The sequence below is a fragment of the Mesorhizobium sp. BHbdii genome (assembly GCF_053848045.1).
The window spans coordinates 1,327,669-1,347,924 of sequence record NZ_JBSPKX010000001.1; the positions used below are offsets into that span (position 1 = coordinate 1,327,669).

Annotated in this window: 20 protein-coding genes; 8 read left to right on the top strand and 12 right to left on the bottom strand. The window is 62.3% G+C overall.

Annotated features, from left to right (window positions below):
- The first annotated feature begins 48 nt into the window (after window positions 1–48).
- The gene (locus tag ACWTU8_RS06485; protein WP_455847464.1) at window positions 49–1,209 is read left to right on the top strand and encodes an MFS transporter; all 1,161 of its coding nucleotides are present in this window, start codon (window positions 49–51) and stop codon (window positions 1,207–1,209) included.
- On the opposite strand, the gene ACWTU8_RS06490 is transcribed toward ACWTU8_RS06485, so the two are convergent.
- On the bottom strand, window positions 1,206–1,763 hold the full coding sequence (locus tag ACWTU8_RS06490) for a hypothetical protein (protein ID WP_455847465.1): 558 nt from the start codon (window positions 1,761–1,763) through the stop codon (window positions 1,206–1,208). The genes ACWTU8_RS06485 and ACWTU8_RS06490 overlap by 4 nt on opposite strands.
- Window positions 1,764–1,918: 155 nt before the next feature.
- Between ACWTU8_RS06490 and ACWTU8_RS06495 the strand changes: the two genes are divergently transcribed.
- Genes ACWTU8_RS06495 through ACWTU8_RS06505 form a run of 3 tightly spaced genes read left to right on the top strand, consistent with a single transcriptional unit; the run spans window position 1,919 to window position 5,568 of the window.
- On the top strand, window positions 1,919–3,982 hold the full coding sequence (locus ACWTU8_RS06495) for a prolyl oligopeptidase family serine peptidase (RefSeq protein ID WP_455847466.1): 2,064 nt from the start codon (window positions 1,919–1,921) through the stop codon (window positions 3,980–3,982).
- A gap of 40 nt (window positions 3,983–4,022) precedes the next feature.
- Complete coding sequence (locus tag ACWTU8_RS06500; protein WP_455847467.1) at window positions 4,023–4,136, top strand: capsid protein; 114 nt, start codon at window positions 4,023–4,025, stop codon at window positions 4,134–4,136.
- Between the two features lie 52 nt (window positions 4,137–4,188).
- Window positions 4,189–5,568, top strand: a complete 1,380-nt coding sequence (locus ACWTU8_RS06505; protein ID WP_455847468.1) for an aspartate aminotransferase family protein — start codon at window positions 4,189–4,191, stop codon at window positions 5,566–5,568.
- A 208-nt stretch (window positions 5,569–5,776) separates the two neighbouring features.
- Here ACWTU8_RS06505 and ACWTU8_RS06510 read toward each other — a convergent pair whose 3' ends face one another.
- Window positions 5,777–6,073, bottom strand: a complete 297-nt coding sequence (locus ACWTU8_RS06510; RefSeq protein ID WP_455847469.1) for a hypothetical protein — start codon at window positions 6,071–6,073, stop codon at window positions 5,777–5,779.
- A gap of 519 nt (window positions 6,074–6,592) precedes the next feature.
- Here ACWTU8_RS06510 and ACWTU8_RS06515 point away from each other — a divergent pair.
- Window positions 6,593–7,468: an SMP-30/gluconolactonase/LRE family protein gene (locus ACWTU8_RS06515; protein WP_455847470.1), complete on the top strand. Its 876-nt coding sequence runs from the start codon at window positions 6,593–6,595 to the stop codon at window positions 7,466–7,468.
- 433 nt (window positions 7,469–7,901) lie between these two features.
- Here the strand turns inward: ACWTU8_RS06515 and mmsB are convergent, their stop codons facing one another.
- Together mmsB and ACWTU8_RS06525 are read right to left on the bottom strand one after the other, a co-directional pair.
- Complete coding sequence (gene mmsB / locus ACWTU8_RS06520) at window positions 7,902–8,786, bottom strand: 3-hydroxyisobutyrate dehydrogenase (protein WP_455847471.1); 885 nt, start codon at window positions 8,784–8,786, stop codon at window positions 7,902–7,904.
- A gap of 21 nt (window positions 8,787–8,807) precedes the next feature.
- A complete protein-coding gene (locus tag ACWTU8_RS06525; RefSeq protein ID WP_455847472.1) occupies window positions 8,808–9,974 on the bottom strand; it encodes an isobutyryl-CoA dehydrogenase in 1,167 nt (388 codons plus the stop codon).
- A 150-nt stretch (window positions 9,975–10,124) separates the two neighbouring features.
- Between ACWTU8_RS06525 and ACWTU8_RS06530 the strand changes: the two genes are divergently transcribed.
- Together ACWTU8_RS06530 and ACWTU8_RS06535 are read left to right on the top strand one after the other, a co-directional pair.
- A complete protein-coding gene (locus tag ACWTU8_RS06530; RefSeq protein ID WP_455847473.1) occupies window positions 10,125–10,739 on the top strand; it encodes a dimethylsulfonioproprionate lyase family protein in 615 nt (204 codons plus the stop codon).
- Entirely contained in the window at window positions 10,739–12,208 is a 1,470-nt protein-coding gene (locus ACWTU8_RS06535; protein WP_455847474.1) for a cobyric acid synthase, read from the top strand. Before ACWTU8_RS06530 ends, ACWTU8_RS06535 begins: the two co-directional genes overlap by 1 nt.
- On the opposite strand, the gene ACWTU8_RS06540 is transcribed toward ACWTU8_RS06535, so the two are convergent.
- The 4 genes from ACWTU8_RS06540 to ACWTU8_RS06555 all read right to left on the bottom strand — a co-directional run bounded on the left by ACWTU8_RS06540 (window position 12,205) and on the right by ACWTU8_RS06555 (window position 14,686).
- Window positions 12,205–12,627, bottom strand: a complete 423-nt coding sequence (locus tag ACWTU8_RS06540) for a VOC family protein (RefSeq protein ID WP_455847475.1) — start codon at window positions 12,625–12,627, stop codon at window positions 12,205–12,207. The genes ACWTU8_RS06535 and ACWTU8_RS06540 overlap by 4 nt on opposite strands.
- Before the next feature lie 117 nt (window positions 12,628–12,744).
- Complete coding sequence (locus tag ACWTU8_RS06545; RefSeq protein ID WP_455847476.1) at window positions 12,745–13,578, bottom strand: helix-turn-helix domain-containing protein; 834 nt, start codon at window positions 13,576–13,578, stop codon at window positions 12,745–12,747.
- Window positions 13,579–13,677: 99 nt separating this feature from the next.
- Window positions 13,678–13,848 (bottom strand): hypothetical protein, encoded by a 171-nt coding sequence (locus ACWTU8_RS06550; RefSeq protein ID WP_084831397.1) that lies wholly within the window; start codon window positions 13,846–13,848, stop codon window positions 13,678–13,680.
- A 52-nt stretch (window positions 13,849–13,900) separates the two neighbouring features.
- Entirely contained in the window at window positions 13,901–14,686 is a 786-nt protein-coding gene (locus ACWTU8_RS06555) for a TSUP family transporter (RefSeq protein WP_455847477.1), read from the bottom strand.
- A 122-nt stretch (window positions 14,687–14,808) separates the two neighbouring features.
- Here ACWTU8_RS06555 and ACWTU8_RS06560 point away from each other — a divergent pair, with 122 nt between their 5' ends.
- Complete coding sequence (locus ACWTU8_RS06560; protein WP_455847478.1) at window positions 14,809–15,240, top strand: TerB family tellurite resistance protein; 432 nt, start codon at window positions 14,809–14,811, stop codon at window positions 15,238–15,240.
- Window positions 15,241–15,262: 22 nt separating this feature from the next.
- On the opposite strand, the gene ACWTU8_RS06565 is transcribed toward ACWTU8_RS06560, so the two are convergent.
- The 4 genes from ACWTU8_RS06565 to ACWTU8_RS06580 are packed head-to-tail and all read right to left on the bottom strand — an operon-like array spanning window position 15,263 to window position 20,221.
- Window positions 15,263–16,906: an ABC transporter ATP-binding protein gene (locus ACWTU8_RS06565; protein WP_455847479.1), complete on the bottom strand. Its 1,644-nt coding sequence runs from the start codon at window positions 16,904–16,906 to the stop codon at window positions 15,263–15,265.
- Window positions 16,903–17,772 carry an ABC transporter permease gene (locus ACWTU8_RS06570; protein WP_095521956.1) on the bottom strand — a complete coding sequence of 290 codons (870 nt, stop codon included), beginning with the start codon at window positions 17,770–17,772 and terminating at the stop codon, window positions 16,903–16,905. The genes ACWTU8_RS06565 and ACWTU8_RS06570 overlap by 4 nt, the downstream gene beginning before the upstream one ends.
- Window positions 17,769–18,716, bottom strand: coding sequence for an ABC transporter permease (locus ACWTU8_RS06575; protein WP_455847480.1), 948 nt, complete (start codon window positions 18,714–18,716; stop codon window positions 17,769–17,771). The genes ACWTU8_RS06570 and ACWTU8_RS06575 overlap by 4 nt, the downstream gene beginning before the upstream one ends.
- Before the next feature lie 23 nt (window positions 18,717–18,739).
- Window positions 18,740–20,221 carry an ABC transporter substrate-binding protein gene (locus ACWTU8_RS06580; protein ID WP_455847481.1) on the bottom strand — a complete coding sequence of 494 codons (1,482 nt, stop codon included), beginning with the start codon at window positions 20,219–20,221 and terminating at the stop codon, window positions 18,740–18,742.
- Window positions 20,222–20,256: the final 35 nt, after the last annotated feature.

Sequence of the window (20,256 nt, forward strand, 5' to 3'; positions counted from 1 at the left end):
GCGCGCTGCTGAAACGCTAATCGTGCAGGTTCCCTGTTGGTGCGGATCATGGACCTGGCGGAACAGAACAGCGATGAGACAATGCAGTGGGCGGCGATCACCGGCGTGATCGCCACCGTTTCGGTGTTCGCCATCGCGCAAGGGCTGAGCTATCCGCTGTTGAGCTTCATCCTGCAGCGCCAGGGCGTCTCGCCGGCCATGATCGGCCTCTCGGCGGCAATGACGCCGGTCGGCTTTATCGTCTCGTCGCCGCTGATCCCGGCGCTGGCGCGCCGGTTCGGGGCGGGGCGCACGGCGCTCACCTGCGCAGCTCTTTCCGCGATCATGCTGGCGCTGATCGGCTGGACGCAAAATGTCTATCTATGGTTCCCGCTGCGCTTCCTGATCGGCGTGGTGACCAATCCGCTCTACGTGCTGAGCGAGATCTGGGTGATCGCGCTGGCGCCGCCGTTACGCCGCGGCCGCGTGATGGGGGTCTATTCTACAGTCATTTCGGCTGGCTTCGCCGCCGGCCCGCTGTGCCTGCTTGCCGTCGGCACCGAAGGATGGCCGCCGTTTCTCGTCGGCATCGCCGCATTCGTTTTTTGCGGCGCCTGCCTGGCGCTCGTGCTGCGACGGCTGCCGAAGGTCGATGAGGCCGGGCACCGGGTTTCGGTCATGGGGTTCATGCCGATGGCATGGCTGCTGTTGTCGGCGGTTGTCGTGGCAGCCGGTTTCGAACAGGCGGTACTGGCACTGCTGCCGGTCTACGGAGCGCATTATAGCATCGAGGAAATCCGTATGTCGGCGCTGCTGTCGATGATGATCGCCGGCAATATCGCAATGCAGGTACCGCTCGGCCTGCTGGCGGAACGGCTGACGGCGCGTCTGGTCCGATTTATCTGTGTATCGCTAACGCTGCTCGGATGCGTGCTGTTGCCGGTTCTCATCGAGACGCCGCTGATCTGGCCATGCGTCTTTATCTGGGGTGCGGTCTCCTACGGCATCTACACGATGTCGATCATCGAGCTTGGCGAGCGGTTCACCGGCTCGGCACTGGTCGCCGGCAACGCCGCCTTCTCGCTGATGTGGGGCGTCGGCGGCATCGCCGTGCCCCCGCTGGCGGGCGGCGCCATGGATATTCTCGGTGCGGACGGCCTGCCGATCACGCTCGGCGCCATCTGCCTGGCGTTGGCGGTCACAACCGTATTGCGGGGGCGAGCAATCTAATGCAATTGCGGCGTGCCTTCTTTTCCTTGCCATCTGGAAATCGCCCATAAATCACAATTGGCGTGGTATTCAGAGGGATGCATCCCGCGTAGACGGTCTCGAATTTCAACGGCACGATCAAAGTCGGGTATCAATCCAACGTCAGACAGTTCCGTGTTCAAAAACACGTAAGGAAATCCTCCGCAGTTGGTCAAAGCGCTTATGGAGACGTCTTGATCCAACAAGTCGTAGCCCAGGAAGGTAAATCCGTTCCAGTCTAGTGAACGCACGTCAACCGACGGTCTTCGGATCACATTGAGGACATTCAAGTCGCCCGGATCCGCCAACTCCGAAAGGAGGAAGTCCAGGTCCACAAAGAAATCGAGCATGTAGTCCTCGTTCACAATATGCGGCCAGTAGCTGTCCTTTACCTCTCCCAGGGCGACCGGCCCGAGCATTCCATCGAGTGAAACGACCTCGCTTAATTGGGTGAGGCCGGACCAGTTGATGTACATGGTCCACGCAGTGCCGCTGAAAGGACCGAACTTCTCTTTCGCAATGTACAGATGTTGCATGAGTTCCCTCGTGGCCTGCGGGCGGCAGGAGGCCCCACCTTAGAGCGGCCAACAGCGCAACGGCTCGTTTTGCGCGTTCCAAGTTGAATATAGGTCGTCGCAAGACGATGTTTGCAACACCGAGCCTTGATGAGTTTATCGGAGACCATTTGACCATGTCGAACACAAAGACGCAGGCGAATTCGGCGGACGAAGATCCCTTTCTCTGGCTGGAGGACAGGACAGGCAAGGAAGCGCTCGACTGGGTTCACCGTCAGAATGAGGTTACGACAGGTGAATTGCAGGGCTATCCATCTTACCAAGCCTACTTCCAAACCGCACTCGACCTGATGACGGCCGAAGACAACATTGCGGTCGGCTCTGCACTCAACGGCCATGTCTATAATTTCTGGCAGGACAAGACCAATGTGCTCGGCCTCTGGCGGCGCACGACGGTCGCTTCCTACAAGACCGAGAAGCCGGATTGGGAGACCATCATCGACTTCGATAGTCTGTCCGCCAAAGAGGGCGTGAAATGGGTGTTCAGCGGCGCCAGCCGGCTTTACCCCGACTTCAGCCGCTGCCTGCTCAGCCTGTCGCCGGATGGCGGCGACGCCAGTGAGATGCGCGAATTCGACATCGACACCAAGTCCTTTGTCGAGGGCGGCTTTCGTGCTCCTGCCTCGAAGTCGGGCTTCAGCTGGCTGGACAAGGACACGGTCATCGTCTCGGCTGCCTTCGAAGAGAACGAAAAAACCCAGTCCGGTTATCCGCGCGTGGTTAAGCTTTGGCAGCGCGGCACCAGGCTGGAGGATGCGACGCCGATCTTCGAGGCGCAGAAGCAAGATCTCGCCGCCGGCGGTTCCCTCGAGTTCGACGACGACAAGCGGCATCTGTTCCTGACCCGGACGCTCGATTTCTTCGCCTCGCACAGCTTTCTGCGTCTGCCTTCCGGCGAAAACAGGCGCATCCCGCTGCCGGACGACGTCACCGACACGATGCTGTTCAGGGATCAGCTCGTCTTCGGGGTGCGCAGTCCATGGACGGCGCCGGACGGCGCGCGATGCCGACCCGACGGCCTCTATTCGCTGGACTTTGCCCGCTGGATCGAGACCAATGCGCTCGGACCCGTCGATACCGTCCTCGAGCCGGCGGATCGTGTCTCGATCGCTGGCATCGCCCGTACGCAGGACCGGTTGTTCATCAATCTGATGGACAATGTGCGCGGGAAGGTCGTCGCCTGCCAACGCGGCGGCAGCGGCTGGTCGCTGCAGCACGTGGCGCTGCCGAAAAACGGCAGTGTCGGCATCAGCCACGCCGAGCGTTTCGGCTCTAGCGTCTCCTTTTCCTTCACCGATTTCCTGACGCCGAGCTCGATCATCTGGTCGGATGACAATGCTGCGACACTTATGACGGTGAAATCGCAGCCGGCGCGTTTCGATGCGTCGTCGCTTGTCTCGGAACAGTTCGAGGCACGCTCGAAGGACGGTACAGAGATCCCATATTTCGTCGTCAGGCGGCGCGACCAGCACGGGCCGGTGCCGACGCTGCTTTATGGCTATGGCGGCTTCGAAGTGCCGCTGTTGCCCGGCTATGCCGGCGTGCGCGGCCGGCTGTGGCTGGAAAAGGGCAATGCCTATGTGCAGGCCAATATTCGCGGCGGCGGCGAGTTCGGCCCGAACTGGCACCAGGCCGCGCTCAAGGCCAATCGCCAGAATGCCTTCGACGATTTTATAGCGGTTGCGCAAGACCTGGTGAAACGCGGCATCGCCACGCCGGCGACGCTCGGCATCCAGGGCGGCTCGAATGGCGGCCTGCTGACCGGCGTTTCGCTGACCCAGCATCCGGAGCTTTTCGGTGCGGTGATCATCGATGTGCCGCTGCTCGACATGCTGCGCTATACCGAGCTGCCGCCTGGGGCATCCTGGATGGCCGAGTATGGCGATCCAGCGAAGCCTGAAGAAGCCGAGTGGCTTGCGGCTTATTCGCCTTATCAGCATGTCGAGACCGATGCCGCCTATCCGCCGGTGTTGCTGACCACATCGACGGCCGACGACCGCGTCCATCCCGGCCATGCCCGCAAGATGGCCGGGCGGCTGCAGGCTGCCGGCCACACCAAGACACTATTCTTCGAAGAAACCGAAGGTGGCCATGGCGGGCGCGGCGATCGCCGGCCGCAAGCGGCACAGGCGGCGATGAAGTATGTCTTCCTGCAACGGGCGCTGAACGGAACGGCTTGAACTGATCGCATCAGACCGCCTAAGGTGCTGCATGGCTCGGATGAAGACATGTCGCGCATTTGGGGTGGCGGTGACGCCGTCGCCGCGCACGCTTCGCGCCGAGCTTTTGCGGCTTTGCGCCCGCATCGGTTATTCGCCGCCCGACTTCCTCTGACGAATCCGCCCCGGCAGCTAATGTCGGATTGGTTCAAGAGGAAAGATCAGACATGACTTACCAGAATTACTCGCTGAAGCAGCTCCAGCAGATCGATGCTGCGCATCACCTTCATCCGTTCACCGATCACAAGGAGATGCGCGAGGCCGGCTCACGCATCATCACCCACGCCAACGGGCCGTTCATCTACGATTCCGAAGGGACGGAAATCCTCGACGGCATGGCCGGGCTGTGGTGCGTTAATGTCGGTTACGGCCGCGATGAACTGGCCGACGCAGCTTACGCCCAGATGAAGGAACTACCCTACTACAATTCCTTCTTCAAATGCTCGACTCCGACGCCGGTGCTGCTGGCCAAAAAGCTGGCGGAACTGGCGCCGAAGCACGTCAATCAGGTCATCTACGGCTCGTCCGGTTCGGAAGCCAACGACACGGCGCTGCGCCTTGTCCGCCATTATTGGGCGTTGGAAGGCAAGCCGGAGAAGAACCGCATCATCTCGCGCAAGACGGCCTATCACGGCTCGACCATCGCCGGCGCGTCGCTGGGCGGCATGGAGCCGATGCACAAGCAGCTCAACGGCGCGGTTCCCAACATTGTCCATGTGATGATGCCTTATGCCTACGAGCTGGCTCTGCCCGGCGAAAGCGACCATGATTTCGGCCTGCGCGCGGCCAAGGCCGTCGAGGACGCCATCCTCGAGGCCGGCGCCGACAGGGTCGCCGCCTTCATCGGCGAGCCGGTGATGGGGGCAGGCGGCGTGAAGATACCGCCGATGAGCTATTGGCCGGAAGTGCAGCGCATCTGCCACAAATACGATGTCCTCCTGATGCTGGACGAAGTCATCACCGGCTATGGTCGAACGGGCGAGTGGTTCGCGGCTCAGACCTTCGGCATCGAGCCCGATACCATCACCACCGCCAAGGCGCTGACCTCCGGCTATCAGCCGCTGTCAGCCCTGCTGGTCGGCGACCGCGTCGCGGCGACGCTGGTCGAGAAGGGCGGCGAGTTCAACCACGGTTACACTTACTCCGGGCACCCTGTGGCCTGCGCCGTGGCACTGAAGAACCTCGAGATCATGGAGCGTGAAGGTCTGGTCGATCGGGTCAAGAACGACACCGGACCATATTTCGCCAAGGCGCTTCAGGAGCACATTGGCGGTCACGATCTGGTCGGCGAAGTGCGCTCGATCGGGCTGATGGGGGGAATCGAAATCGTTAGGGACAAGGCGACCAAGGAGCGCTTCCTGCCGGCCGGAAGCGCGGCCGTGCTTGTCCGCGACCACGCAATTGCCCAGGGCATGATGCTGCGCGCCACCGGCGATACGATGATCCTGTCTCCGCCGCTGATCTGGACGCGTGAGACGATCGACATGGCCTGCGACCGCATCGCCAAGGCGCTTGATCTGGCGCAAGCGGATTTGCGAAAGCAGTAAGATAGAACGATTGCCGGGCGTTCTGCAGTCGGACGCCCGGTGTTTGAATACCGCATTCTGCCGAAGATCTCGCCAGGGCGAGGATCGGTCGTGAGCGCGGCAGGTCTCCTACACCTTGGAGGAGCCGCTCACCAAGGGCTGCTACGAGGCGATCGCTTCGTCCATCGCCGCGATTTACCTTGTTCGTCAGGACCTGTGTTTACCTGCCCTAGTTGTCGGCCGTAGCGTCGGTGCTGCTACGCTGGGCGTTAGCGCCGTCGCTCTGTTGCTCGGCCCACCCACCCGGACCGGTCGGAAAGCTCGACTCTCCTTCCGCCTCTAAGCTCTCGTGGAACTCAGTGGCAGGTCTTCCTGGGTATTCGCGGCCGCTCGACAGGTGCCCTTGATGAGCGGGATGGAGCTTTGCGTCATCGTTGCGGGCATGGTCCGGCGGCTCGGCACAGGCTGCCGTGGCAAACAGCGATCCGGCGCCGATGAAGAGTGCAAATGCGAGAACGTGCTTCATCGTGCTGTCCTCCAGTATTTGGAATCAAGCTGTAGGTAGAGCCCATCCAGACTGTGTGAAGGGCAGCTCGGAATGAAATTGATTAAGGGGGCAGCACCTGCACATCCCTGGCCGTACGGTATGGCTTGCCCAATTTCGGCAATATCGACGATCCGAGCCTCGAGCCGATGATGCCTTCGGCGGACCGCATCGGCCGTCCGCGCAAAGGCGACAGGCTGGTGTTTCGATTAGACTCGCTTAGGCGTCGTTTTCGAACACCAGCCTCTCGCGCGCCGCCCAAGTACAGCGTCACGGGATGTGCGGAGTGCTTTTCATCCGCAGTACGGCTCCAAGAACAGTTGACGTTGGAACTGCCATTCATCTGGGGAATTGTAAAGTTGGCGAGGCTAAGCAGAAATTGGTTAGCAAACGAACTTGTCAGAGCAATCGAAGCCTCAACCGTAAGGTTTTCAAGATCGCCTGCGCAATTTGCGGTTGCGCTTTACATAATAGGTCAAAAAACAACATAGGGAGGTTATCATGATCAGGATTCAATCAGTTCTATTTTCTATTCTACTACTAGGAGTGGCAGGGTCACCCGCGACAGCGGAGGAGGTCTGGTCGCTTGACGGCTTAAAGGCCCCCGAGAGCGTACTTTTCGATACCAAGCGGAACGTCTTCTACGTTTCCAACATTGTTGGCGAGCCCGCCGGCAAGGATGGGGTCGGATACCTTTCGAAAGTTTCGCCTGACGGAAAGTTGCAGGCAGCCGATTGGGTGACCGGGTTTAATGCGCCCAAGGGATTGGTGATGCAAGGCGATACGCTTTTCGTCACCGACATCGATCGACTTATGGCCGTCAACGTCGAGAGCGGTCAGATCACCGGAACGTGGCCCGCAGAAGGCGCTCAGTTCCTCAATGACCCCGCAGTCGACGAGGCGGGTCGCATCTTTGTTTCCGACATGCTGGCGAACAGGATTTATGTTCTGGACAATGATGCTCTCACCGTCTGGCTGGAGAGCGAGGATCTCCTGCATCCGAACGGTCTGCGCGTCGAAGATGGTCGCCTCCTCGTCGCCGGCTGGGGTCGCGATATCCAGCCGGATTTTTCGTCCAAGACACCCGGCCATCTGATCGCGATCGACCTGAACACGAAGGCTATCTCTGACATCGGGTCCGGCGAGCCTGTTGGAAATCTAGATGGTCTAGAATCGGACGGAGCAGGAAATTGGCTTGTTACGGACTGGGTCGCAGGGGCGCTCTTTCGCATTCATCCGGATGGAAAAGTCGAGCAGCTGATGGACCTCAATCAAGGCAGCGCCGATCTGGAATTCCTGGAAGAAAAAAAGCTGGCAATCATCCCCATGATGATGGACGGCAAACTGGTCGCAACTCGATTGGGTGGAGCAACTTGAGAAGAGGCTCGCATAGTCCTCTCCCCAATTGGCCGTACAGGGTCATGACTTGCACCATCGAAGGGCCGGATCAGCGGCCCTTTCCACATCTGTGCCAGCTCTTGCGCGGTGCCGTTCCGAAACGCAAAAACCGCGCTCCATCGGGAACGCGGCTTTGCCAGATACGCATGGCGCTTCGCCAACAGAACACTTGCGAAACTTACGGGCTCCGGTACGCGAGACCTGATCCGGAGCGCCGGGCGGATGCGATATGCCGCCTCGCACTCCGTTCTACAGGGACATCGTTACCGGGTGGTTATCGATAGTTTAAGCAAATCTAAATTTCCGATGTTTCTCTTTGCCGGGAACGGAAAAGCCCGTCGAGTTCGAGGCTTAAGCGCGTCGCGTCTGAAGGGACGGTCAAGCCCGAGCGCAAGCTCTTGGGCGACATGCGTTACGCCGGGGTACCGCGCAGGAAATTTATGATGCCGGAAAAATCGGCACCGGCATCTCCCTGGGCGTTGAACAGCGCATAAAGCTGGGCGGCCTCGGCGCCCAGCGGCGTCACCGCACCGGCGCTTTGCGCGGCTTCCTGCGACAGTTTCAGGTCCTTCAGCATCAGTGCTGCGGCAAATCCCGGCCTGTAGCCATTGTTGGCCGGCGATGTCGGCACCGGACCGGGCACCGGGCAATAGGTGGTCAGCGACCAGCACTGGCCCGACGAGTTCGAGGCGACGTCGAACAGCGCCTGATGCGACAGGCCGAGCTTTTCCGCCAGAACGAAGGCTTCGGCGACGCCGATCATCGAAATGCCGAGGATCATGTTGTTGCAGATCTTTGCCGCCTGTCCGGCGCCGTCATCGCCGCAATGGACGATGCGGCCGGCCATCGGCTTCAGGATGGGTTCGGCCTTGTCGAATGCGTTCTTCGAGCCACCGGCCATGAAGGTCAGCGTGCCGGCTGCGGCGCCGCCGGTGCCGCCGGAAACCGGCGCGTCGATCGACAGCAGCTTATGTTTGGCGGCAATGGCGTGGGCTTTTCGTGCCGATTCGACGTCGATGGTCGAGGAATCGATGAACAGCGAGCCTTTTTTCGCCTTGGGCGCGATGTCCTCATAGACCGACAGGACATGCCTGCCGGCCGGCAGCATGGTGATGACCACATCGGCCTCCTTCACTGCGGCAACGGCATTGGCCATGACGACGACGCCATGCTCCTTGGCGATGACGAGATTCTCCGGCATCAGGTCGAAGCCGTGCACGGCATATCCAGCCTTGACGAGATTGGCGGCCATCGGGTTGCCCATATTGCCGAGGCCGATGAAGGCGATGGTGGTCATCGTTTTCTCCCGGTTTTGCCGTCAGCGGCCGATCAGGGCGCGTGCGATGATGACGCGCATGATCTCGTTGGTGCCTTCGAGAATCTGGTGAACGCGCAAATCGCGGACCAGCTTCTCGATGCCGTAGTCGTGCAAATAGCCGTAGCCGCCATGCAGTTGCAGCGCGTCGTTGGCGACATTGAAGCCGATGTCGGTGACGAAGCGCTTGGCCATCGCCGACCATTTCGAGGCATCGGGAGCTTTGCGGTCGAGCTTCGAGGCGGCGGCGTAGAGGAAGATCCGAGCCGCCTGCAGCTCGGTCTCCATGTCGGCGAGCTTGAACTGCAGCGCCTGGAACTGGTTGATCTTGGAGCCGAAGGCCTTACGCTCCGCGGTGTAGGCCAGTGCCTTGTCGAACGCCGATTGCGCGCCGCCCAGCGAACAGGCGGCGATGTTGAGCCGGCCGCCGTCGAGTCCGGCCATGGCGATGCCGAAGCCGGCGCCTTCGACTGAGAGCAGGTTTTGCGCCGGCACCTTGCAGTCCTCGAAGATGACCTGGCGCGTCGACTGCATGTGCCAGCCCATCTTGTGCTCGTTGGCGCCAAAAGACAGGCCGGACGCATCCTTCGGCACGACGAAGGTGGAAATGCCCTTCGGCCCGTCGGCGCCGGTGCGCGCTATGACGATATAGAGGTCGCTGTCACCGGCGCCTGAGATGAACTGCTTGACGCCGTTCAGCACATAGTCGCCGCCGCTTTTCACCGCGCGCGTCTTCAGCGCCGCAGCATCCGATCCCGAGCCTGGCTCGGTCAGGCAATAGCTGGCCAGCCATTCCATCGAAGTCAGCTTCGGCAGGAAGCGTTGGCGCTGCTCGTCACTGCCGAAGCGGTCGATCATCGAGGCCACCATGTTGTGGATCGAGATGAAGGAGGAAAAAGCCGGATCGGCGCGCGAAAGCGCCTCGAAGATCAGCACGGCGTCGAGCCGACCGAGCGCCGAGCCGCCGACATCGTCGCTGATATAGATGCCGCCGAGACCGAGCGGGCCTGTCTCGCGGATCACGTCTGCCGGAAAATGCTTGTTGCGGTCCCAGTCGAGCGCGTTCGGCGCGACGCGGTCGGCGGCGAAGGCCTCGGCCATCTCTTGGATGGCGCGCTGGTCCTCGTTGAGTTCGAACTGGCTGGTGCCCGCATCGACAGCGGCGTCCATGGCGTGCTCCCTGATGTTGTCGGCCGGCTGGCCTGTCGTTTTTGGCTTTGCGCGCGGTTCAATCTAGACCAATGATGCCGCCGCGCAAGCTGACCGTCTGCATCCAACCATCTGGGGGCGCCGTGCGCGAATGCGTGTGTGGAGCAAGGCGTGATGACAGATTTCGATGAACTGCTCGAGTGTTTCCATGCCTATCTCGAAAGGTTCGATGATACGCTGGTGCGCGATGCCGTGGCCCGGATCGGCTGGGCCATGCCGGCGCGTCGGCTCGAGCCGCATCCGCTCGCCTGCCTGCGCCAGCTCGACCGTATCGCCGAGCTCGCTCCGGCAAACGCCAACCCGCTGGCGCGGCTGCTTGCGGAGCGTCGCGGCGAACTGCGCTGGGGGCAGACCTACAGCGAGGCGGATTTCGGCAAGACTTTCATCGACAATTACGGCTGGCTGGAGGTATTCGGCACGCGCGGCCATTTCGTCAACGACGAGATCGCGGCCGGGCTGCTGATCCTTGGACCTGATGTCGTTTATCCCGACCATCATCATGTCGCCGAGGAGATCTACATTCCGTTGACCGGCGGCACCGAATGGCGCATGGGCGAAGGCGGTTTTCGCACGCGCGAGGCGGGTGAGGTGATCCACCACGCCTCTGATGTCAGCCACGCCATGCGCACCGGCAAGGAGCCGCTACTGGCGCTCTACATCTGGCGTGGCGGGCCGCTGGCGGCAAAATCCACGATCACCGGAACGACGGTACAGGGCAAGGACTGATGGCCAAGGCGATCATGCTGCAAGGCACGGGCTCCGATGTCGGCAAAACAGTGCTGGTCGCGGGCCTCTGCCGCGCGGCCAGGAAACGCGGGCTGCAGGTGCGGCCGTTCAAACCGCAGAACATGTCGAACAACGCCGCCGTTGCCGATATTCCGGGCGATAAACTCGGCGGTGAGATCGGCCGCGCCCAATGGCTGCAAGCGATCGCCTGTGGCGTTGCGCCCTCCATCCACATGAACCCGGTGCTGCTTAAGCCGCAGACCGATATCGGTGCGCAGGTAGTGGTGCAGGGCAAGGTGTCAGGGGAGGCGAGGGCACGCGACTACCAGGCGCTGAAGGGCAGGCTGATGGATGCCGTGCTGGACTCCTGGGCAAAGGTCGGCGACGGCGCCGATCTGGTCATCGTCGAGGGCGCCGGCTCGCCGGCCGAGATCAATCTCAGGAACCGAGACATTGCCAATATGGGCTTTGCGACGCGCGCCAATGTGCCGGTGATTCTGGTCGGCGACATCGATCGCGGCGGCGTCATCGCCTCGGTCGCCGGCACGCATCTGATCCTGCCGGAAGAGGACCGGCGCATGATCGTCGGCTATCTCATCAACAAGTTCCGCGGCGATGTCTCGCTGTTCGATGACGGCATCAAGGCGATCGAGACATTCACCGGCTGGCGCTGCTTCGGGGTCGTGCCGTGGCTGAAGGCGGCGGCGCGGTTGCCATCTGAAGATTCCGTGGTACTCGAACGCCTGGCGACCGGCGAGAAACGCGCGCTGAAGGTCGCCGTGCCGATGCTTTCGCGCATCGCCAATTTCGACGACCTCGACCCGCTCAAGGCCGAACCGCAGGTCGAGGTGGTATTCGTGCCGCCTGGTCAGCACCTCCCCGAAGATGCCGGGCTGGTGATCATTCCCGGCTCGAAGTCGACGATCGGCGATCTCCTGAGATTTCGCGAGAACGGCTGGGACCGCGACCTTGCCGCCCACCGCAAGCGCGGCGGCCACGTCGTCGGCATTTGCGGCGGGTTCCAGATGCTCGGCCACGTCGTGCGCGATCCCGACGGCATCGAGGGCAGCGTGACCGAGACCACAGGGCTTGGCCTGCTCGATGTTGAAACGGTGATGGAGCCGGAAAAGACCGTGCGCAATGTCAGCGCGCGCTCGGTGCAGTTCGACCTGCCGCTCGAGGGCTATGAAATCCATCTCGGCCGCACCACCGGTCCGGATACGCTGCGGCCGTCCGCCGTCATCAACGGCGTCGATGACGGCGCCATCTCCGCCGACGGCAAGGTATCGGGCACCTATCTCCACGGGCTGTTTTCCGCCGACGCTTTTCGGGCGAAATTCCTGGAAAACCTTGGCGTGAAAGGCGGCGGCGTCGACTATCGCGCCGGGGTCGAACGGGCGCTGGACGAGGTCGCAGCCGAGTTGGAAACTCACCTCGACTGCGACGCCATCTTTGGCCTGGCGCGTTAGCTGGCGGGTTCGGTGGCCTTGGGCCAATAGGTGCCAAACGACCAGACATTGCCTTCCGGATCGCGGCAGATGAATTCGCGGCTGCCGTAATCGCGGTCCGTCAGTTCTTCCAGTATTTCGGCGCCGGTCTTTTTGGCTCTGGCATAAGCAGCATCAGCATCGTCGACGGCAACATAGATCGATCTGCCGCCACCAGGGCCCGGTGCACCGATCATCTGGCCAAACTTGTCGTCGCGTGCAGTGCCCAGCATGATCATCGAGGAGCCAAAAGTCAGTTCGGCGTGACGGACAATGTCGCCTTCGCCGTAGCGGGCATGAACGGCAAAGCCGAAAGCTTCGCCCAGCCAGTCGATCATGTTGACTGCATTGCGGTAGCGCAACGTGGGATAGAGCCTGGGCGGTTCGACATTTATTGTCATGGCGATCTCCTTCAATTGGATTGTCGATAACCCAGTCTGGGCGAAGGCTGTTCGCACGTCTTGAAGAAATGTTACCACGCACATGCCCGTCGGGCGTCGCAAGAGGCGTTCCAGAACCTATGCCTGGGCGGAAAGCGTCGTCGGCGTTTCGCCGGCAAGGTCGCGGAATTCGCGAACAAGATGCGCCTGGTCGGCATAGCCGCAATCGGCGGCGATATCAGCCCAATCGGATTTGTCCTGCCTTGACAGCCCAAGCGCCCGATTGAAGCGGACGATGCGCGACAGCGTCTTAGGGCCGACGCCGATCGCGTTGGAGAATTTTCCTGCGAGATGCTTGCGACTCCAGCCCAGCCTGTCGGCGAGCGATGAGACGCGAATGCGGCCGCCCGAGACGATGATCCGGTCATAGGCCCAAGCGATTTCGGCCTGCGTTTCCCGGGCTTTGTCCAGCCGTGCTGCGACGAACGTCTCGACGATGGCAAAGCGTGCGCTCCAACCGTGCGCATTGCCAAGTCTTTCCCGCAGCGCGATGCCTTCAAGTCCGAGCACATCGTCGAGGCCGACCATGCGGTCGGTGAGTTCGCTCATCGCAAGGCCGAAGAAGCGGCGGGCGCCGAGCGGGGTGAAATTGACCTGGACGCAGCAGGCGCCACCGAAGGATTCGATCACCACCGGACCGGCAAAAAGGCCGGCGGCGAAACTGGCGAAGCGGTCGTTGTCGCCCGGATCCTTGCCGAGTCCGATGGCGAAGGGTTCGGCAAAGCTGATGACCAGCGGCACGGTCAGCGATGCATATTCGACGTTGCGGAAACGGCCCGGTGCCGTTTCGCGATAGCCGCAGATGTCGGTGACCGCGCCCCGGAGGCAAGGGCCGGACGTACGCCGCACCATCTCGAACCGGTCGAGGCCGGGATTTTCATATCGGCTGCCGTCTTCGCTCTTGGCGGGCATGAGCTTTCCTTCCGCCCAAGGATTCTAACAGACCAGCCCCCAAAATCAAAAGCGCCCGCCTTGTGGCCGGGCGCTTCGAGTTACCTGAGATTTGAATACCTAAGCGCCGCGAACCAAGCAGCCGCCAGCAAGCACAATATAAGCGATGAGGACGATCCACACCGCGGCCAAGGGAATGAACGCAAAAACGCCGAGAGCGGCGAGAAGGCCGATGATGGCGATAACAAGGGATATGATGAAAACAAGCTGCGTAGGCGCACTGAGATTCATGTGTGGCTCCTCCGACATGATTCGTACAACCGCATAGTATCAGGCGCGCCGTTCACACACCAATCAGCGTCCGCAGCGGGTTCGCCGGATCGGCCAGCAGCTTGATGGCCAGCGCCAGACAGACCATCACCAGCAGCGGCTTGATCAGTTTTGCGCCATTGCGGATGGCGAGGCTGGCGCCGACGCGGGCGCCGAGGAACTGGGCGATACCCATCATCAGGCCGATCTTCCAGTAGACGACCCCGGCAGCAGCGAAGACGATGAAGCCGCCGATGTTGGAGGCGAAGTTGAGCAGCTTGGTGTGCGCCGTCGCTTTGAGCACGCCGTAGCCGGCTAGGGTGACGAAGGCCAGCATGTAGAAGGAACCGGCCCCCGGCCCGAACAGGCCGTCATAGAAGCCGACAATCGGCACCAGGATCAGCCCGAACAGGAACGGCGACAGGCGCCGGGCGCGGTCGACGTCACCCATGTTGGGCTTCAGGGCGAAGTAAAGAGCGATGGCGATCAGCAGGACCGGCAGAAGAGCGCGCAACAGGTCGCCCGGCACGAATGTCGCCAGCAAGGCGCCGAGAGCACTGCCGGCAAGCGCCAACAGGGCCGAAGGCAATTGCCGGCGCAAATCGACATGGCCCTTCGCGGCGTAGTGGATGGTCGCCGAGCCTGAGCCGAACATGCCCTGCAGCTTGTTGGTTCCCAGCGCCTCGACCGGCGAGAAGCCGGCGAGCAGCAGTGCTGGAATGGTGATCAAGCCGCCGCCGCCGGCAATCGAATCGACGAAGCCGGCAGCGAAGGCGGCGGCGCCGAGAATAACGACGGTCTGGGTGAAAAAATCGAACATCGGATGGTTGCGGGAGGGGTTCCGGCCAGCGGGAAAATATGGCGCGTTCGAACCACAGCCGACCCGTTTGCGCAAGACCGATTCCGCGCTACCTATTCGCAACGAATCGGAAAGGGACGCTGATGGCATTCGCATTGCTTGACCAGATACGCTCGATCTTCGATGGCGACCCCGGCGTGCGCAAGGTTGCGGACGATCCTGTGCTGTCGGCGGAACTGCTGATGCTGTTTCGCATGATCCTGGCCGACGGCACGGTCAGCGAGAGTGAAATGGCCGCCTTCAGGCGCATCTGCCGGGAAGCCTTCGGCATTCCGGAAGCCAGCATCGACAGCGTCATCGAATATCTCAACGAGTTCGGCTACGAGACCAACAGCTCGCAAGCCATCGCGCAGTTCCGTGACCTCGACGTCGAGAGGCGCAGCCTGCTTGCCCGCCATATGGCCGAGATCGCCAAGGCCGATTCGCAACTTGCCGGGACCGAGATGCAGCTTTTGCGCCGCACGCTCGACTTGCTCGACATCAGCCCAACGGATGTGGTGAAGGCCGAAGAGTAAGTCGTTCTGAACGGTCGGCGGCTCACCCCTGTTCCTGTAACCGCCGAGCAATCGCGCGGTGCAGGTCTGGGGCCGCAGCGACCAGCGCCTTGGCGGCTTCGGACTGCGGATGGTCGAGAACCTCGCTCGTCCTGCCGCGCTCGACGATCCTGCCGTCATACATCACCATCACCTGATCGGTGATGGCGCGAGCGACGGTCAGATCGTGAGTGATGAATAGATAGGCAACGCCGAGTTTCTGGTTGAGCTCGGCGAGCAGATCGAGAATCTGGGCACGGATCGAGACGTCGAGCGCCGAGACCGGCTCGTCGGCGACGACAAGTTTGGGGCGGGTGATGATGGCGCGGGCGATCGACAGGCGCTGGCGCTGGCCGCCTGAAAATTCGTGCGGATATTTGTCCATGTCGCGTGGGCTGAGACCGACCTCGTGCAGGACCTTTGCCACCATCTCGCGCCGCTCCGTATTCGTCGGCTTCTTCTCCAGGACATGCAGCGGCTCGGCGACCAGTTTTTCGACTTTCTGGCGCGGGTCGAAAGAGCCGTAAGGGTCCTGGAACACCACCTGCATGTCGCGGCGCGCCGGCTTGAGCTCCGCCTCGCTCTTGCCGGTGATGATCTCGCCGCGAAACCGGATCGTTCCCGATGTCGGCCCGTCCAGCGCCAGGATCATGCGGGCAAGCGTGGACTTACCGCAGCCGGAACGCCCGACCAGCGCCACCGACTGGCCGGGATCAATCAAGAACGAGACATCGTCGACGGCGCGGATCGGAGCCGCCCGCTTCAGCAGCGACGGGCGACGTCCCGGATAGTCCCGCGTCACGCTGTTTACCTGAAGAAGAGGTTTGGCACCCTGGAGCAGGGGGGTGTCTTGGCCGACCTCATGTGTCCTGGCGCGCGCCGGCACATGCATCGAGGCCTGCGCCAGTTGTCGGGTGTAGGGATGGAGCTGTTCGGACAAGGTGCGCGCCGTGTCGCCGGCCTCCATCACTTCGCCGTGGCGCAGGATGGTGATCCGATCCGCCATCTCCGTCACCACCGCGAGGTCGTGCGAGATCAGGAGCAGGCCCATGCGATTTTCCGCGACCAGATCGCGCAACAGGTCGAGGATCTGCGCCTGCAGCACGACGTCGAGTGCCGTCGTCGGCTCATCGGCGATCAGCAGCTTGGGTTTCAGCGCGCAGGCAATGGCGATGACGACGCGCTGGCGCTGGCCGCCGGAAAGCTCGTGCGGATAGCGCGATAGCGGGAATTTGGTTGAGGGCAGGCCGACCCGGTCGAGCATCTTTCGCGCGCGGTCCTCGGCGTCAGCGCGGCTTGCCTTCGTATGCCAGCGGATGCCTTCGGCGACTTGCTCGCCAATGGTCTTGACCGGGTTCAGCGCCGTCATCGGCTCCTGGAACACCATGCCGATGTCGTCGCCCCGCAGCGCGCACATCTGGTCTTCGCTGGTCGCCAGGATGTCGATGCCGTCGAAGACGACGCGCCCGGTGGCGCGCGCCGACCAGGGGAGAAGCCGCATCACCGTCAGCGCCGTGATCGATTTGCCCGAGCCGGATTCGCCGACCAGCCCCATCACCTCGCCGGGCGCGACGAAGAGCTCGACATCCCTCAGGATCGGCGTGTCGCCGATGCTCAGCGAAAGGTTCTCGATTTCGAGCAGGCTCATCGCTGACGCCGTGACCGGGGATCGAGGATGTCGGCAATACCGTCGCCGAGCAGGTTCAGGCCAAGCACGGTGACGACGATCGCCATGCCTGGAAAGATTGCCATCCAGGGCGCCGCCACCATGCGGGTCTGCGCATCGAACAGCATCCGGCCCCAACTCGGCATCGGTGGCTGTGTGCCGAGCCCGACATAGGAAAGCCCGGCTTCGGCCAGGATGCCGAGCGCGAACTGGATGGTGCCTTGCACCAGAAGCAAGGTGACGATGTTGGGCAACACATGTTCCAGTGTGATCAGTGTTTTGCCTTTGCCGGCGGCGCGCGCGGCGAGGATGAAGTCGCGCGGCCAGATAGCCAGCGCGCCGGCCCGGGCGACGCGGGCGAAGACCGGAATGTTGAAAATGCCGATGGCGATGATGGCGTTGAGCGCGCCCGGCCCGAAGATCGCGGTGATCATGATCGCCGACAGCAGGGCAGGGAAGGCGAAGACGAGATCGTTCAGCCGCATCACCGCTTCGTCGGCGATGCCGCCGCGCGCCGCAGCGAAGGCACCGAGCGGCACGCCGATGCCCATGCCGATGCCGACCGCCACCAGCGCCACGGCGATCGAATTGCGGGCGCCGACCATGATCATCGACAGGATGTCGCGGCCGAAATGGTCGGTGCCGAACCAGTGCGCCGGCGAGGGTGCCTGGGTCTTGTCGGCGATGATCAGCTTGGTGACGTCAAAAGGCGTCCAGAAGAACGAGACGATGGCGACCGCTGCCACCAGCGCGGTGATGACGAAGCCAGCGAGGAACGAGCGGTTGGTGAAGGCCTTGACGAGGATGTCGGCAAAATTTTCCTCTGGAATGTCGAAGCGCAGCGTCATTGGCGGCTTCTCAGGCGCGGATCGACGACCGCATAGGAGAGATCGACAAGCAGGTTGACCGCGATGACGGCGGCCACCAGCAGCATGACGACGCTTTCGACGACGATCAGGTCGCGCTGGGTGATCGCCTGGAACACCAGCCGGCCAAGGCCGGGCAGGTAAAAGACGTTCTCGATGATGATGGTGCCGGCGAGCAGGAAGGCGAACTGCAGGCCGAGAATGGTGAGCACCGGGATCATGGCGTTGCGCAGCGCGTGCCGCCACAGCACCGCGCGATAAGGCAAGCCCTTGGCGCGGGCGGTGCGGATATAGTCCTCGTTCAGCACTTCGATCAGCGCCGAGCGGGTGACGCGGGCGAGGATCGCCGCTTGCGGCAGAGCGAGCGCGATCGCCGGCAGGACCAGCGATTTCAGCGCCGGCCAGACGCCGGCGCTCCAACCCGGAAAACCGCCGGCCGGCACCAGCCGCAGCCAAACCGCAAACAGGTAGATCAGCATCAGCGCAAACCAGAAGTTCGGCACGGCGACGCCAAGCTGGGCGGCGCCCATCGCAATCGTGTCGCCGGCCCGACCGTGCCTGCCGGCGGAAAACAGCCCGACCGGAATGGCAATGATGGTGGACAGCGCCAGCGCGATCAGCGCCAGCGGCAGCGAGACGACGACGCGCTCGCGGACCAGGTCGATGACCGGCACCGAATAGGTGTAGGAACGGCCGAAATCGAGGCTCAGCAAGCCGCCGGCCCAGTGCAGATAGCGCAGAGCGAGGGGCGCGTTGAGGCCCATCTGGTTGCGCAGCAGCTCGAGCTGGTCGGCGCTGGCGTTCATGCCAAGCATCAGCCGCGCCGGGTCACCGGGAATGATCTCCAGCACGGCGAAGACCACGATCGAGGCCAGAACCAGCGTGATGACGGCGATGGCAAGACGATTGAGAAGATAGGTGGTCATGGGAGGAGGACCGCTGCGCTGCCTCACTCCGTCCACTTCACCTTGGTCAGGTCGTTGGCCTGGATCGGGGCGTTTTCCCAAAAACCCTCGAGCTTGGCGTTCCAGACGCCGGCTTTCGGCAGTTCGTACAGGAAGCCGACCACGGCATCGTCGGCCAGTATCTTCTGCGCCTCGCCGAGCAGCGTCATGCGCTTGGCCTCATCGGAGGTGAGGTTCAGATCGGCGATGATCTTGTCGAAGGTCGGGTTGTCGTAGTTGAAGTAGTAATCCTTGCGCGAATAGATATCGATGTCGTTGGGCTCGGTGTGGGAGACGATGGTCAGGTCGTAATCCTTCTTGGTGAAGACCTGGTCCAGCCACTGCGCCCATTCCACGGGCACGATCTGCAGATCGATGCCGACGTCGCGAAGTTGCGACGCGATGATCTCGCCGCCAAGCCGCGCATAGGGGGGCGGCGGCAGTTTCAGCGTCGCCTTGAAGCCGTTCTCCAGACCGGCTTCCTTCAGCAGTTCCCTGGCCCTCTCGACGTTGTGCGGATAGAGGCCGGTGAGGTCGACATAGGCCTTGTTGGCGGGCGACATGTGCGAGCCGATCGGCACGCCAAGGCCGGCCGAGGCGCCGTCGATGATCGCCTTGCGGTCGAGCGCAAACGAAATCGCCTGCCTGACCTGCAGTCTGTCGAAAGGCGGTTTCTTGTTGTTGATCGAGAGAATGGTTTCACCCTCGGTCGCGCCGATCACCACCTTGAAGCGCGGGTCGTCCTTGACCTGCGCGACACTGTCGGGATCGGGGAAGAAGGGAAAGGCCTGGACGTCGCCGGAAAGCAGCGCCGGTATCGCGGCGGCGGCATCGGGAACGATGCGGAACTCCGCCTTGTCGAGGGACACCGGGGCGCCCCAGTAAGTATCGGACTTGATCAGCGTGATCGACGAGCCCTTGGCCCAGCTCTGGAACCTGAACGGGCCGGTGCCGACAGGCTTTTCCTTGTTGGTGTCGGCTGTCTCCGGCGCGACGATGACCGCGTCGCCCCAGCCCATATTGTAGAGGAAGGAACTTTGCGGGTTCTTCAGCGTGATCTTGACCGTCGCCGGATCGACGACCTCGACCGTATCGATGGCGGCGAACAGGCCCTTTTGTGCGTTGACGGAGTTGTCGGCGCGGGCGCGGTCGAGCGAGAATTTCACGTCGTCGGCGTTGAAGTCGGTGCCGTCGTGAAACTTGACGCCGGTATGCAGCTTGAAGGTGTAGACCTTGCCGTCGTCGGAAATGGTCCAGCTTTCGGCGAGATCCGGCAGCACCTCGCCGTTCGGACCGATGCGGGTCAGCCCCTCGAACACATTGGCGTAAAGCACTTCGTCGATCGCCGCCGCAGCACCCGCAGTCGGGTCGAGATGCGGAGGTTCGAGCGTGATGCCGATGACCAGATCGGTCCGCACAGCGAACGCCGACGCCCCAGTGGCCACCACCAGGCCCGCAGCGGTGAGAATGGTTTTCCACAATTTCATCGTGCAGCTCCCGTATGCTCAAAAATGCTCAAAAC